The following is a 13,680-nucleotide window of genomic DNA, read 5'->3' on the forward strand; positions in this document are numbered from 1 at the left end:
TCAGCGCCGCGGCAGCTTGTTCCCGCAGTTCTTTCTCCCATACGGGGTCGAGGGCATCCAGCGCTTCCCGCAGCAGTTGTTCATCGCGGAGCAGGATACCTTTTTTTCGGCAATGTATGACGGACGCGCCTGCGGAATAACCGAGGTTTCCAGCACCTCCGCACGGCGTAAATACCGCCGCGCCTTAAACGGTACCGATTGAAATGCCCGATAATAGAAGCTGTTTTTATACAACCCGTGCGTATTGCCGTCCGTATCCGCTATCGTGTACTCCTTTGCCAATTTCAAATTATGTATACTAAAAGCCGCGCGATAATATCGAATCAAAGCGGAATACTTTGTAAGATTTTTAGACCGGACAAAAAAATCCTTGGCGCTTTCAGGTAGCCGCATCTTTTCCGCCGCATATTTTTTTTCATATAACGTCTGATACAGGCCGTACAACTCAGTATAAAACTGCGCGGTACTCATCCCGAAGTTCGCAATCCACGAATAGTCGGTAACCCGCTCGATTTGTGTAATATAGCGTTCCGCTTGCTCCCAATGCCCCATCCGCAGATAGATTTTTGCAAGATTGATCAGCGGCAGCGGCGTATAATTATCTTTTGTCGATTGCGCATAATAGGCAATCGCACGGTCAAAATTATTTTTCCGCTCTTCAAGCTCTCCGAGAATCAAATATCCTGATGAGCGTGAAAAATAGTCGGAGGCATTGCGGGCGTCTTCTTCAGCTTGATCAAAATGATAAAATTCGGTTTCCAATATCGCCTTGTTGTAGGAATACACCGAGGCCGAGTACAGCGAATCGTTTTGCAGCGCGAGTTCAATGCCTTTCCGATAATAGAGCGCCGCATTCCGATAGTCGAAAAGTTCGCCGTACAGATTTCCAAGCGCGTTCGCAATACAGCCGTCGTCGCCGTAGCTGCTGCGGGCATCGAGCATCGCTTTAATCCCTTCATCGGTTCGGTGCGTTTTAAAACAAAGCCATCCGTACGTTGACCATCCGAAAATATCGGTAGGATTATATGAAAGATATTCATGCAGGAGACCGCGCGCCTCCTCTGCTTTATTCAACGCCGCTGCTGCGCTCGCTGCGCCGTACAGGAGTTTGATGTTATACCGATTGATACGCAGGCCTTCGGTAAAGCGGCGGTATGCCGGTTCGTACAGTCCGTTGCTAAAATACATATCGCCGAGCTTGAGTTGGAAGAGTTCATTTGTCGGGTATCGCGCGATACCTTCTTCGAGCAGCGCAGCAGCAGTATCCCAGTTTTCAGCTTGCACCGCCGCGTCCGCTTTTTGCAGCAGCTCATCAGCGTTCGATGTGCTTGATGCAGGGAAGAGGTACAATGGTAATAGAAACAAAACCAGCACGAGGAGCAGCCCGTTCCGTGATGCATGGTCGTTATGATGTTTATCGGTGGGGCGGTATTTTCGGTATTGTGCTTTCATTTGCCGTCCCTCTGCTTGTGATTGGCTTCTCTGTTTTTTCTCTGCTTTTTCTCCGAGCGGTAGAGTTGCTTTGCAATCGCAACATCTTCGTCGGTACAGGAGGGGGCAAACTTTGCTTTTTGAGTGAGTGCATAAAAAGCCTCGCTCGGATGCTTATGCAGCCGTTTCAGCGTGAGAATGATTTTCCGGTTATTTCGTGAACACCTGATAATTAGATACGGATAGGCGCGGAAGGCGCCGTACAAGAGAATCACAACGAGCACAGCAATACAGAGCAGTATTCCGCGGTGCATTTTGAAAAACTGCGAAACACGTTGAGCAACGGTTTGGGCTTCTGCGGCCGAAAGCGTTCCGCCGTGCCTGATACGGAGCGCCGAGCGGTTTAATAGGATTTCGTCAAGGAGCTGCGTAAATTGATCGCCACCTGCCTGAAAAGAAAAATCGAGCGATTCACCATCCGCAAGCTGTTCAGTGGTCGGGTCTATATCCACCCAGCCGAGATAGGGGAAAAAGACTTCTACCCACGCATGAGCCATATTCGCCCGCACCGGATAATAATTGAGGATGCCCGATTCAGGCTGTAGAAAAAAACCGGCGGCAAGCCGCGCAGGAATGCCGAGGCTGCGGAGCATGAGGCAGTACGCAAAGGCGAAGTACGAGCAATAGCCTTTTTTCGATTCGGTTACAAAATACCGGAGCTGATCGCCATCGGGAGCCTGCCCGGGACGAAGCGAATATCGATACTCGCCCTCGCGGAAATAGTCGAGCAAGGCGTAGACCTTATCATAGTAGAGCGCAAAGGGAGCGGTAACCGATTCCGCGATAGGAAAGAGCAGCGCCTTTGTGCCGGAATCTACGGACGTATAAAAACGCAAGGCTTCCGCCGACAGCCCCTCTGCCGGATTTCCCGACGGAGGCTCCGCCGTAATAAGGTCGAGCGGCACACCGTGCAGCACCTCGCTTTTCGCCTTGTAAGCGCCTTTAAAACTCACCGTGTCCCAAACCGTATACGGCGTTACCGACAGCGGATAATCGAGCGCGACAAGGGAGTCGGGATCGAGGTTGACGGTAAATATTTCTTGACTGACCCGCTCGCGGCACAGGAAAGACTGATGCGGAAGTTCCGCCGGTTGCCCAGTGATCCGCAGCGGCTGCTCCGGTTCGCCGGGCGCCGACTTTTCGTAAAAACCTTTTTGCGGACTCCAGCCGGACAGGTACATACGGCGGAACAAGTGTGAATCATATTCCTGATCAACATGCACCACCATCACCAGATTGGTGTTCATTTTTACCTCATCCTGCAATTGCAAAAACTGAGAAAAATCGAACTCGAAAAGCTTTTGTTCGAGCAGTCCGCCGTTATTACCGACAGAGCCTTTATTAAATGTCTTGATGAGGAGCGCGAGCAAAACCGCCGTTAAGCCGATAAAGATGAATGCAAACGCTGCGAACCGTCTGCGTTTTAAAAACGGAATACAGAGCAAGGCTGTTTGAAGCAGCATGAAAACACCGACAAATCCCGCCGCAAAGATCGGATGGGAAAAGGCTGTCAGACGATAATGCTGCTGCGGAAAAAACAGCAGGGAGAACACGAGAATAGCAACAAGCGGTTCATAGCGCCGCCACCGTTCGGTAGAAATGAACAGCGCTGTTGAGGTAACGCTGATGAAGGCGGTGAGCGCAAGTAAGCCGAATATCAGCTTGATGCGCAAAAAGAGAGTATCCGCAATAAGCTGCGGTATCAACGCGAGCAAGCCGAGGACACATGCAGGGATAAGCAGCGCGGCGGAAAAGCCGATAATCCCCGCCGCTTCCGCACGAATTCTCTTTCTATGCAGAAAGTGAATTACCGCCGTGCAGCAAAGCCCCCATACCGGCAGCGCCGCTGCGGGCAGAATACCGGCAAGATAGCGGTACGGTACCGAAAGAAGCAGCAGGAGTGAACAGATACGGAGCACGGCGGCAGGTTTAGAGTAGTTCTGCATGGCAATTTCCTGCGGTAAAGATACGGAGTTCCCGTTCGGCAGCTTCCTGCACCTTTCGATAAAAAGCATCCTGCCGTGCGGAAGCGGCGGAGGAATACAGCAGGCGGTGTATGTACGTCTTGCTTAAAGTACGATGCCGTAGCCCATCGGCCTGCATAAAGTCTTCCGATACCGGCGGCGCGGCAAGGCAAAAAAACGTTTCGACGCCGCTCCGGTTGTAAGCGGTGATTTTCCGGTAAGCGGCAGTATTTTGGGAAGCAGCGATGTATTCTCCGCCGCCGGTTATACCTTCTGTACGCGACGGGCGAAACGACACACCGGTTGCATTTCGAGGGACGCCTCCGGTTGGCATATAGCAGTATAATAGTCCCCCGCCGTCCGGTGCTGCCTTAAAGACCGCAGCTGCATCGGGAAGCGCTTCCGGTGAAGCACGGAGCGCCGGTATGGCAAGCAGATTTTGTATCTGTGCAGCAGCGACGGCTCCTTCCTCGGTTATCTCGTACCGCTGTAAGGATTGCCGGGAATAATCATATAATAGAAGAGAACATTGGATACCGACATTGAGCAGCTCTATAATCACGCCGGAAAGATGGCCGATAAAGGCGTCAAAAATGGAGGCAACCCAAGCCCGTTCCTGTTTTTTCACGCACACCGGCTCTTCTATATATATCGTTAAGCGTTTAACCGGCGGCGGTTCAAAAGCACCAAGTTTTATGGAAAGCGTATTGGTGTGTGCATAGAGCTTCCAGTGAATTTTCCGCGGATCGTCGCCGGGAAAATACGGACGGGATTCATAGAGTTCATGCGTGCGCTCTTGTGAGGGCAAATCGTTTACGGCGCGGGAACGGAGGTCGGGAAATACCGCTTTTTTGCGGCGGAATCACCGACTGTACTACAATGTAGGGCACGGACAGGCAAGGCGGCTGCGTATATGCCGCGGCAAAAAAACCGGCAAAGTCCCGAATATTGAGATACTGACGTTTATAAAAGTACCGTCCGCGGGTTAGGTTTTCAGGATGATATTTTGTTTGTATTCCCTGCAAGGGGATGGAAAGATGTGCGGCCGTTTCTGCGGTAGGTTCAGGCGATAGTGAAAACTCAATGGTATAAAAGGCTGCGGTTCCGGGAACACAGTGCGGAAAAGCCTTTGCAGATTCGGACTGTGCCGTTTTTGAACGCGCGGGAGTAACCGTAAAGCCGCTGCTCTCAGGGGCAAGGTCAGGTTCTTCCGATTTCCAACACAGGGCGGTAACCGCTACAGCAGCGGCAGCGAAACCGGTATAGAGCGTGAGTAACCCGCCGCATACTGCGCTCAAAAGCTCTCCGCGGAGTAAGCCGCTTATTAAAAGTAGCGTGCCCATTGCGGTGTATACTGCGCCGTGCCTCGTCATCCGTATCCGCATCATGCCTTATTGTGCCTCAGCCGGTTTTGTCCAATCCGTTTGTTTGTCGGCAGTGCGGATAACCGCTTCGGTAATACCGCTAATGAGTTCCGAAGCCGAGCCGTCGCCGGTTTTTATCAAACACCGGTGCGCAAGGACGAGGGAGCTAAGCGTGCGGATATCTCCGTCCTCAACCCAATTGCGTCCGTTGACAAGCGCAAAGGTGCGGGCGAGGTGCAGCAAATGCAAACCGGCGCGGGGAGATGTGCCGAGCTTAAACGCAGGATGGGCACGGGTCTCTTTTCCGATTCGAGCGATTATCTTTTCGAGTACGGGATGCACAAATACCTGCCGCTGTTCTTCCCGCGAGGCCGCGATATCCTGTATGGAAACAACCGGCGTAACCGGCTCCGGTTCTGCAGCGGGAAGGTGCGTTTGTTCATGCAGCAATTCGGTTTCCGCTTCTTCATCGGGGTAGCCAATCGACAGGCATATACTGAACCGGTCAAGCTGAGCAGCGGGGAGCGGATAGGTACCTAAGCTTTCCACAGGATTTTGCGTAGCCGCCGTAAAAAAGTAAGGGCTTAACGGACGGGTTACCGTACCGGCGGTTACCTGCCGCTCAGCCATCGCTTCCAGCAAGGCGGACTGTACCTTCGGCGGGGTGCGGTTCAGCTCATCAGCAAGCAGGATGTCTGCGAATACCGGGCCTTCCATAAATTCAAAGGTATTCAGCCCTGCATTAAAGACTTCCACACCGGTGATGTCGTAGGGCAAAAGGTCGGGGGTGCATTGGATACGCCTGAACCGCGCCGACTGCCCGTCTTTTTCGATGAGTGCTGCAAATGTTTTTACCAGTGTGGTTTTTCCGACGCCCGGCACATCCTCTAAAAGAACATGCCCGCCGGTTAGATATGCGGTAATAAAAAGACGGAGAACATCCCTCTTCCCTTTAATCGCTTTTTCCAGTGCGGAAAGAAGCCGTTCCGCCGTTTTTTCGGTATTCATAGCGGGGATTATAGCATAGTATGCGGAACGCCTCAACTTTATAAAAAGAGGTACTGTCCTATCCTATTAGTGGTGATGTTCCCCATGATGATTGCATTGAGCGTTCGGATTATCCTGTAATGTGCCTGCTAAAAATGCTGCAACAGCTTCATCCGGAGAGCCGGTAAGGCCGGCAAGCTGATGAATTCCGGCGTTGTTCAGCGCATCAATCGCACCCTGTCCGCGGTTTCCTAAGATGAGCGTTTCAACTCCAAGGCTTTTAAGATAGGTTGCCAAATCGTGATGACCGAAACCGCCGTTATCGATTACTTCAGTTTTCGTTACTTTTCCGGCTTCAATTGTATAAACCTTAAAATGCTCTGTTTTTCCAAAATGCTGAAAAATTGAATTCGTTAAAATATCATAAGTCGCTGCGATTTTCATATTTTGAATTATATCATAATTATTAAGAGCTGTCTAAAGGTTCCTTAAAATGCAACAGTCGGACAAAATATCAATTTTGGAGACTGTTGCATTTGTGCGCGGTAGCGCACATATAATCCGCAAGTTTGCACAAAGCAAACTTGACGTGTTTTTCAGCCGCGCTATTTTAGCGGATGAAAATAAACGTTGGTATTACGGCTCAATATAATCTAAATCTAAGAGCGGCACTTATTACAAATTATTCATTAGCCACTTTCCAGTCTTTTATCGTTCTCGTCTTTTCATCAAAGGAACTTCCAATGAGCACTATTTTCTTCCCACTCGCCATGTACTTTGCGGCATAGTCTTTCTCTTTTATTTGCGCGATTGCATCTTCCGCCGTGCCGTTACCGGAGAGTTTAAACTCGAAGAGGTAAACAGTATCAGCTGTTTTGAGTACGCAATCAGCGCGCCCTGTTGCGCAATGCACCTCTGTCTGTACAAACTGCCCCATCAGAGCAAAGATGAGGTACACCGCTGTTTGATAGTTTTGTTCCCGCAGCTTGCTCACAAATGTACGTCCTTGTACATTTGTGAGCTGCAAGTTTGCATGGCAAACTTGTTTCTGCATGGAACCACCGCCATCCATGGCGGTTCTGATTGTGAGGTTTTCTTCTCTAAAATCATCATACGGAATACCGGCGATAATCGACTGCATCCGCTCCATAAAACTATTCACATCACCCTTGCGGATGTCTTGTACAAACCGTCCAACCCATACCCCTGTTTGGCCGAACGGTACATCAGAATATGCAGGTAAAAGGTTATGCAAAAAGCCATACCGAACCTCATCATTCGGAAAGCCCAGCCGGTAGAGCCTCAGATCTTTTATATATTCCTTGATAGTGAGGTAGCCTGCCTGAAATAAAATCGGTAACGTATCTTGAGCAATAGCCCGATACGTTTGTAGCCCATCTTCATCCAGCTCAACATTTCCATCGAGGTCGGGAATAAAGTAGTGCGCCTCTTTTAAGAAGTTGACCAAAAACGTCGGCGTTCCCGTACTGAACCAGTAGCTTTTGATTTCTTTATCATCAAAGGCATTGAGAATACTATAAGGATTATACATTCCTTCCCCTGCCGGATGGAAGAGATAGCCGTCATACCATTGCTTTAAGGCAGCAAGCGTCTGCGGATAGTTAAGATTTTGCTTTTCTGCAAGCGCTTGTATTTCGTGTTGAAAATTTGCTTCCAGCTCTTTTTGACTAATGCCGCAAATACCTGCATACGTTTCATGTATGCTAATATCTTTCAAATTATTCAAATCACTGAAAATACTGATCTTGCTGAACTTTGTAACGCCGGTGAGAAAAGCAAAGCGGATATATTCATCGCAGGTTTTTATGACAGAGTAAAAAGCTTTAAGCGCATTACGGTATTGTTCATTCAGCGCTTCATTACCCCCCATCGTTTGCAACAGGGGCTTATCGTATTCGTCTACAAGGATTACTACCTGCTTGCCGGTTTGCTTAAAAAGAGCTGCGATAAGCAATCTAAACCGATCTTCCGGTGCTTCTGCTGTTTTTGGTATAGCGTACAGGGCTTCCCATTCGTTCAGATGGAGATTGAGAATATCTACAAGTGCCTGCTCATTTATATAATTTTTTGTATTAAAATCCAGATAGAGTACCGGATATTCCAGCCACGCAGCTCGGTTTTCTTGTACCGCTTGCTCCTCTTCGGCTTTTTCAAGATATAAACCCTTGAACAGCTCTTTCTGTCCAAGGAAATATGCTGCTAATGTTGAAAGGAAAAGGCTCTTACCAAACCGGCGCGGACGGCTGAGAAAATAAACACGACCGCCTTGTACTAATCGGAAAAGATAGTCAGTTTTATCTACATAGAGATAATGATCAGTCCGTAATACCTTAAAACTCTGTACGCCGATCGGCAGTTTGCGTGTAATGTTCATAATGATAGTATAGCAGGGTTCAATACTTTCTGCAATTTAACCGCGTCAAAATCGGCTATTCGTTTGCCAAATAAGAGGAACCCAGTTGTTTTTTTAAGCAGGTAAAAACTACGAAAAGAGAGAGTGCGACGGTGGGGAAGATGAGGAACATCATAGGATGTAAAGAGGCGGTGGTTTTACATACCCATTACTCCGCACAAATCAAAAATATGCTACAATCGTTTTATAATATGTCAACTCTTTCTCATTCTGACACTAATAGTTATGATGGAGCATCTTTGATCAATATCCTTAAATTTTTTATAGATGCCCAAAGTGAGGTTTTCAATGAAAAAGATTATATTTGTAGATATTCCTATGAAAAAAATGAATGACACTACAGATACCCAATGTTATGCGGAAACGGGAAATGCCGGTTGCCGCTATACCGGTAAGGTGGTGTTTCCTGTCAATGCCGTGCTTGCAGAAAAATTGCAGAAAGGAGATCAGGTAAAAGCGGTGCTCCTCACAACCATTACAGGCAAAGATCATTCAATAGAAAATGTCGAGCTTTTTCAGCAGGAACTGAATTCGATTAATGCGGCTATCGGTGCGCATATTGAATATGAGCAACTTGCAACGGATTTTGTTGAATCAAAAGCAAGCCATGAAGCACGGCTCCGTAAAATGCTGCCGTTTATAGAAGAAGGCGCTGAACTCTATGCGGATATTACATTCGGACAAAAAACAATCCCCATGGTTTTAATGTGTGCCTTTCATTTTGCGGAAAAGTTTTTTGATGCAGATGTAAAAAAAATCATATACGGCAAAGTTGAGTTTATCAAACATGCCGACGGAATAGCCTATCCTGAAAATCCTGAACTGTATGATGTTACGCCGCTCTATTATTTAAATAATCTCATGGGGACAATGGAAGCTCCAAACGGAACGGAAGCATTAAAAGCCTTGGATGCCTTTTTTGCACTGTAATCGTAATAAGCGGAGAGAGTGATGGACAAAAAGCAGCAGGAAGCAAAGATTATCAGAATTGCAACGGAACTGTTTCCGTTTGTTCAACAGAAGAATACTGCCTGTATGGAGTTTCTTACTTTGCGGACAAAACTTACCGATGCCGTATGGCGGTGGACGTTACTGACATTCAATCCGAAAAAAATTGAAAATGCCGCGATTGAAATAATGGAATGTGTAAACCGCAGTGTGCTCAGCTATGAAGGAACTGCCGAACACTATATTAACTATCTGGCACACTCTTTAAAAAAAGAAATAAACCGCGCAAATATAAAACTGCATACTTTTCACTCTGAAATCATTCCGCTGCCGGAGAACAAACGGCGAAAATGGAATCAGCTGTGCGCCGCTGCTGCACACTATGGGAAAGATATAGAACGTGCTGAAACACAAGCATGGCTTGCAAAGCGAACCGGTTATCCGGTGAATGAAATAGCCCAGCTCATGGAGTGGAAGGTTCAGACCGCTGTACAATCGGAACATATCGATTCCGAAAGCAGCAAGGGATATTCTTTGTTTGATTCTGCGGCAGTATGTACTCATAGCGGTTACAAAGCAGTCGATGCCTGCTTAATAGAACAAGACCATATTGAGCGCAGCCTACAGCTCATTGATGCAGCATTTGCCGCATCGCAAGACCGCACAAAGCCGTATCTTTCCGCATTGCTGACCCATCGTGTGTTATGCGAACTGGATGCGGCAAAAGTAGACAGTACCGTAATAGCTGTAGTCTTGCGCAATGTACGCTTTTCAGATACGGAACATGGACGCACGCTCATCCGGCTATTTTTTGAAGCGAAAAGCTTCCCCACGCAAGAAGATATTGCCAAACAGTTCGGCAAAGATAAAACCGATGCAAGTAGAACGATACATAAATTTTTACAGAAAGTACGGCAAAGAGTATCAATTTTTTGATATAATGGACTATATAAAATATGATGAAAATTTGCCAATATTATAAAATTTCATTATATTAAGTAGATGCAAAATTGAGGAGTATGCATGAAGCGTTGTGATAGAATTGATAAGCATAAACCTTTTAATATACTTTCCATAGACGGAGGAGGCATTTTAGGCTTATATTCTGCTGAGCTATTAACTCTCATTGAAAAAGAACTATTTAAAAACGGTTCAACATTTTCTAGTAAATTTAATTTGATAGCAGGTACTTCAACCGGCGGTATTATCGCATTAGCACTTGCATTAGGGTGTTTTCCAGCTCAAATCTCTGAACTTTATAAACTGCATGGAGAAAAAATATTTCATAAATCTTATTTTAACTATCTTTTTAAAAATTGGATATTCACAAATAGATACTCTTCTCTTTCGTTACAAAATGCTCTTATCGAATTTTTCGGTGATAAAACAGTCAAGGACTGTAAAACAAATATTTGCATTCCCGCAATTGATGTATCTAACTGTCAGCCCATTATTTTTAAAACAAATCATAACGGAAATTTGACACGGGACATTGATGTAAAATTAACAGATATTGCTCTTGCAACGTCTGCAGCACCTACCTATTTCCCATTGCATAGTTTCGGCTATTATCGAGGCTTGGCTGATGGCGGTTTATGGCAAAATAATCCTGCTCTCTTTGCGATAATAGAAGCGTGTACTTATTTTGTAGGCGAGGAAAAAGAGTATGATAGTATAAATATACTTTCGATTGGAAACCCTCTATCTGCAATCAAAGAAACCGTTTCGGTAGAAACAAGAAAATCAGGTTTAATAAAATGGGCATCAAAAATGGTGACCATGCCGATGAAAATATCTTCTTTTGGCGTACATAATATTATCAATTTTCTTTCGAGAAATGAAGCTCTTTCAATTCATAAATATTTACGGATTGAAAGTCAAAATTTACCGGATAAACCGGAATGTAAAAAATTATCTTTAGATTCTGCTAATCCGAAAACGTACAAATTGTTATCGGAATTAAGTTTTAATGATTTCACCAAAAATAAAGCCGATATAATTAAATTTTTTAAGGAGTAGTGTATGGCAAATTTGCATCAAGCATTTATTGATTTTAATGAAAAGATAAAACTAACCGAATTTAAAAAAGCTGATATTCGGCGTAGGCGTGATGTTGTTCGCGATAAAATACGGACATTTTTTAAAGATGAATTGAAATACAACCAACCTAAATTTCAATCACAAGGTTCTTTTACCATAAATACTGCCTTAAATCCAATCAATGGAAATGAGGTTGATATCGATGACGGAATTTACTTGCAACACGTTTCGCAAAATGAAAATGAATGGCCTTCTCCTAAAGAAGCGCATAAGTTCATTGTTGATGCTCTCGATGATCATACAAAAGATGGTTGTGAAGATAAAAACTCTTGCGTAAGGCTTACTATGCGCATGATTTTCACATAGACTTTCCTATTTATATTATGAAAAATGGACACGCAAGGTTGGCTAATACAAAAACCAATAGATGGATTGAGAGTGATTCAAAAGATTTTAAAGATTGGTTTTATAACAATAGAAAAAATGAGCAAACAAACCGTATTATACGTTACTTAAAAGCATGGCGAGATTTTTCTAAAACAGATTTTACCAGTATAGAATTAACAATATTAGTTGTAAATAATTTTTACGGTAATGATCGTGATGATGTGGTATTGTATCAAACATTGGAAAAATGTGTGACATTTCTTAATACAAACCGAGGAATAAAGAAACCTGTTTCCCCATACGAAGATTTATGGGAGAATTATTCTGAATCAAAGAAAAATACTTTAATACAAAAACTTTCTGATCTTATGAATGATATAGCAACAGCAATCAATAACCAATCCGATAATCGATCATCAATTATCATGAGGGAACAGTTTGGAGATAGGTTCCCTAAGCTGAATGACAAAACTACCACTCCTATTAAAGAATTTAGTATAGGCGTAAAACCGTGGCAATTATAGACGAAAGTATTGATTTTATACATCAGACATTTCCTGAAGTTGCCATACGGCAAGAAGCCTCATCTGTAATTTTTGAAGGACGTTTTATTTTACGCGGTAGATATAAGGACTTTATTATGGAAGCTGCTCCGCGATTAACGCTAGTGATGGATAATAATTATCCGCATATATTACCGAAAGTTTTTGATATTGATGACATCATTGTGTATGATCACAAATTTCAAGATAAATCGCTCTGTCTTGCAACTCCCATAGATATTAGACTTAGATTACTATCTTCAAAAAATATTTCTGATTACATTGAGGGCTTTTTAATCCCCTATTTTATTTCTTATAAATATTGGGAACAATCCGGTCAAAAAATTGATATTTATGGAGACCGTAGCCACGGTAAAAAAGGCATTATTGAATCTCTCGCTGATTTTTTTAATCTTGAGTGTAATGATGAAATTACAATACATTTATTGTTTTCATGGGCTGCTAAGATAAACAAATTTAGAAGATTGGTTCCCAAAGAAAATCAAGACAATTTCATAAAGAAATACAGTAATCAAATCTCAAAATTACGGAAATTAGGAATTTTTGAATTGAGGAAATATTTTAAATACATAAAAATGTCAACTGTGTGATAGAATGCACTATTATTATACATATAACATAAGCATAAGGAGTTTGTTATGAGTTATACAAAAGAAGAAGTGATTGAAAAGATCATTGCCGTAGTAAAAAACTTTGACGGTAAAAGGAATCCCTCTGTAATTATGCAACAATTAGGCTGGAATAAAGACACCGTTAATAATATGTGCAGTTTATTCAATGTCAGTAAATTCAGTGAAATTTTATCTCAGATACCGCAGATACAAATAGAGAAAAATAAGCATGGCACCACATACGTGCAGCTTGTGCAGAATACCGAATACACACAATTAAATGCCAAGCAGGAGGAACTACAGATGGCAGAAACAACAAAGCATCACGATAGGATATCAGCGCTTAAAAATGCGCTCAGCGAAGGTCTATACGAAAAAGATGAAGCGCTGCGCCTTGCACTTTTAGCAGCAATTGCAGGGGAAAGTATTTTCTTTTTGGGTGCTCCCGGGTGTGCCAAGAGTATGCTTGCACGGCGTATTGCCAAGGCATTTAAAACAGACGGCGATGGAAGTGTTCAGTATTTTGAAACACTTTTAAATCAATTTTCTACACCGGAAGATGTGTTCGGCAATATTTCTCTGAAAGGCTTGAACGGCGAAGGTGAAAGCGGCAAAGAAGAATACCGCCGCCTTACGGAAAATATGCTGCCGGAAGCGGATATCGCCTTTCTCGATGAAATTTGGAAGGCAAGCCCTGCAATCCTCAACACACTCCTTACCATCATAAACGAGCGGAAATTTCATAACGGCAGTAAAGTACAGGACGTACCTCTAAAAGCCTTACTAGCCGCATCAAACGAATTGCCGGCAAAAAAACCGCGGGCTTGAAGCCTTGTACGACCGGTTCATTATTCGTTTGCCTATCGGTTTTATTCAAAACGAAGATAGCTT

General features: G+C 44.3%; 14 protein-coding genes. 7 read left to right on the forward strand and 7 right to left on the reverse strand.

The window, feature by feature from the left end:
• From GWP40_RS00675 to GWP40_RS00700, 7 genes are all read right to left on the reverse strand, one after another.
• Positions 1–1,452 carry a tetratricopeptide repeat protein gene (locus GWP40_RS00675; protein WP_212565644.1) on the reverse strand — a complete coding sequence of 484 codons (1,452 nt, stop codon included), beginning with the start codon at positions 1,450–1,452 and terminating at the stop codon, positions 1–3.
• A complete protein-coding gene (locus tag GWP40_RS00680) occupies positions 1,449–3,437 on the reverse strand; it encodes a transglutaminase TgpA family protein (RefSeq protein ID WP_212565645.1) in 1,989 nt (662 codons plus the stop codon). The genes GWP40_RS00675 and GWP40_RS00680 overlap by 4 nt, the downstream gene beginning before the upstream one ends.
• The gene (locus GWP40_RS12435) at positions 3,421–4,263 is read right to left on the reverse strand and encodes a DUF58 domain-containing protein (protein ID WP_230974496.1); all 843 of its coding nucleotides are present in this window, start codon (positions 4,261–4,263) and stop codon (positions 3,421–3,423) included. Before GWP40_RS12435 ends, GWP40_RS00680 begins: the two co-directional genes overlap by 17 nt.
• Positions 4,238–4,843: a hypothetical protein gene (locus tag GWP40_RS12440; RefSeq protein ID WP_230974497.1), complete on the reverse strand. Its 606-nt coding sequence runs from the start codon at positions 4,841–4,843 to the stop codon at positions 4,238–4,240. Before GWP40_RS12440 ends, GWP40_RS12435 begins: the two co-directional genes overlap by 26 nt.
• A 3-nt stretch (positions 4,844–4,846) precedes the next feature.
• The gene (locus tag GWP40_RS00690) at positions 4,847–5,827 is read right to left on the reverse strand and encodes an AAA family ATPase (protein ID WP_212565646.1); all 981 of its coding nucleotides are present in this window, start codon (positions 5,825–5,827) and stop codon (positions 4,847–4,849) included.
• A 66-nt stretch (positions 5,828–5,893) separates the two neighbouring features.
• Positions 5,894–6,250 (reverse strand): NifB/NifX family molybdenum-iron cluster-binding protein, encoded by a 357-nt coding sequence (locus GWP40_RS00695; RefSeq protein WP_206182551.1) that lies wholly within the window; start codon positions 6,248–6,250, stop codon positions 5,894–5,896.
• A gap of 238 nt (positions 6,251–6,488) precedes the next feature.
• Complete coding sequence (locus GWP40_RS00700; protein ID WP_212565647.1) at positions 6,489–8,201, reverse strand: ATP-binding protein; 1,713 nt, start codon at positions 8,199–8,201, stop codon at positions 6,489–6,491.
• A 327-nt stretch (positions 8,202–8,528) separates the two neighbouring features.
• Here GWP40_RS00700 and GWP40_RS00705 point away from each other — a divergent pair, with 327 nt between their 5' ends.
• The 7 genes from GWP40_RS00705 to GWP40_RS12445 all read left to right on the forward strand — a co-directional run bounded on the left by GWP40_RS00705 (position 8,529) and on the right by GWP40_RS12445 (position 13,617).
• Entirely contained in the window at positions 8,529–9,170 is a 642-nt protein-coding gene (locus GWP40_RS00705; protein ID WP_212565648.1) for a TM1812 family CRISPR-associated protein, read from the forward strand.
• A gap of 21 nt (positions 9,171–9,191) precedes the next feature.
• A complete protein-coding gene (locus GWP40_RS00710; RefSeq protein ID WP_212565649.1) occupies positions 9,192–10,124 on the forward strand; it encodes a hypothetical protein in 933 nt (310 codons plus the stop codon).
• A gap of 87 nt (positions 10,125–10,211) precedes the next feature.
• The gene (locus GWP40_RS00715; protein WP_212565650.1) at positions 10,212–11,207 is read left to right on the forward strand and encodes a CBASS cGAMP-activated phospholipase; all 996 of its coding nucleotides are present in this window, start codon (positions 10,212–10,214) and stop codon (positions 11,205–11,207) included.
• 3 nt (positions 11,208–11,210) lie between these two features.
• Positions 11,211–11,594, forward strand: a complete 384-nt coding sequence (locus tag GWP40_RS00720; protein WP_212565651.1) for a cyclic GMP-AMP synthase DncV-like nucleotidyltransferase — start codon at positions 11,211–11,213, stop codon at positions 11,592–11,594.
• Positions 11,595–11,611: 17 nt separating this feature from the next.
• Positions 11,612–12,139 carry a hypothetical protein gene (locus tag GWP40_RS00725; protein ID WP_212565652.1) on the forward strand — a complete coding sequence of 176 codons (528 nt, stop codon included), beginning with the start codon at positions 11,612–11,614 and terminating at the stop codon, positions 12,137–12,139.
• Complete coding sequence (locus GWP40_RS00730) at positions 12,127–12,768, forward strand: hypothetical protein (protein WP_212565653.1); 642 nt, start codon at positions 12,127–12,129, stop codon at positions 12,766–12,768. The genes GWP40_RS00725 and GWP40_RS00730 overlap by 13 nt, the downstream gene beginning before the upstream one ends.
• Positions 12,769–12,816: 48 nt before the next feature.
• On the forward strand, positions 12,817–13,617 hold the full coding sequence (locus GWP40_RS12445) for an AAA family ATPase (RefSeq protein ID WP_230974498.1): 801 nt from the start codon (positions 12,817–12,819) through the stop codon (positions 13,615–13,617).
• The last annotated feature ends 63 nt before the right edge of the window (positions 13,618–13,680 follow it).

This window comes from Treponema vincentii, from assembly GCF_018336815.1.
Lineage (GTDB): Bacteria > Spirochaetota > Spirochaetia > Treponematales > Treponemataceae > Treponema.

Excerpts from the sequence above, each read along its gene's own strand:
- GWP40_RS00675 (WP_212565644.1), bottom strand. The coding sequence starts at position 1,452 with ATGAAAGCACAATACCGAAAATACCGCCCCACCGATAAACATCATAAC.
- GWP40_RS00680 (WP_212565645.1), bottom strand. The coding sequence starts at position 3,437 with ATGCAGAACTACTCTAAACCTGCCGCCGTGCTCCGTATCTGTTCACTC.
- GWP40_RS12440 (WP_230974497.1), bottom strand. The coding sequence starts at position 4,843 with ATGATGCGGATACGGATGACGAGGCACGGCGCAGTATACACCGCAATG.
- GWP40_RS00690 (WP_212565646.1), bottom strand. The coding sequence starts at position 5,827 with ATGAATACCGAAAAAACGGCGGAACGGCTTCTTTCCGCACTGGAAAAA.
- GWP40_RS00695 (WP_206182551.1), bottom strand. The coding sequence starts at position 6,250 with ATGAAAATCGCAGCGACTTATGATATTTTAACGAATTCAATTTTTCAG.
- GWP40_RS00700 (WP_212565647.1), bottom strand. The coding sequence starts at position 8,201 with ATGAACATTACACGCAAACTGCCGATCGGCGTACAGAGTTTTAAGGTA.
- GWP40_RS00705 (WP_212565648.1), top strand. The coding sequence starts at position 8,529 with ATGAAAAAGATTATATTTGTAGATATTCCTATGAAAAAAATGAATGAC.
- GWP40_RS00710 (WP_212565649.1), top strand. The coding sequence starts at position 9,192 with ATGGACAAAAAGCAGCAGGAAGCAAAGATTATCAGAATTGCAACGGAA.
- GWP40_RS00715 (WP_212565650.1), top strand. The coding sequence starts at position 10,212 with ATGAAGCGTTGTGATAGAATTGATAAGCATAAACCTTTTAATATACTT.
- GWP40_RS00720 (WP_212565651.1), top strand. The coding sequence starts at position 11,211 with ATGGCAAATTTGCATCAAGCATTTATTGATTTTAATGAAAAGATAAAA.
- GWP40_RS00725 (WP_212565652.1), top strand. The coding sequence starts at position 11,612 with ATGAAAAATGGACACGCAAGGTTGGCTAATACAAAAACCAATAGATGG.
- GWP40_RS12445 (WP_230974498.1), top strand. The coding sequence starts at position 12,817 with ATGAGTTATACAAAAGAAGAAGTGATTGAAAAGATCATTGCCGTAGTA.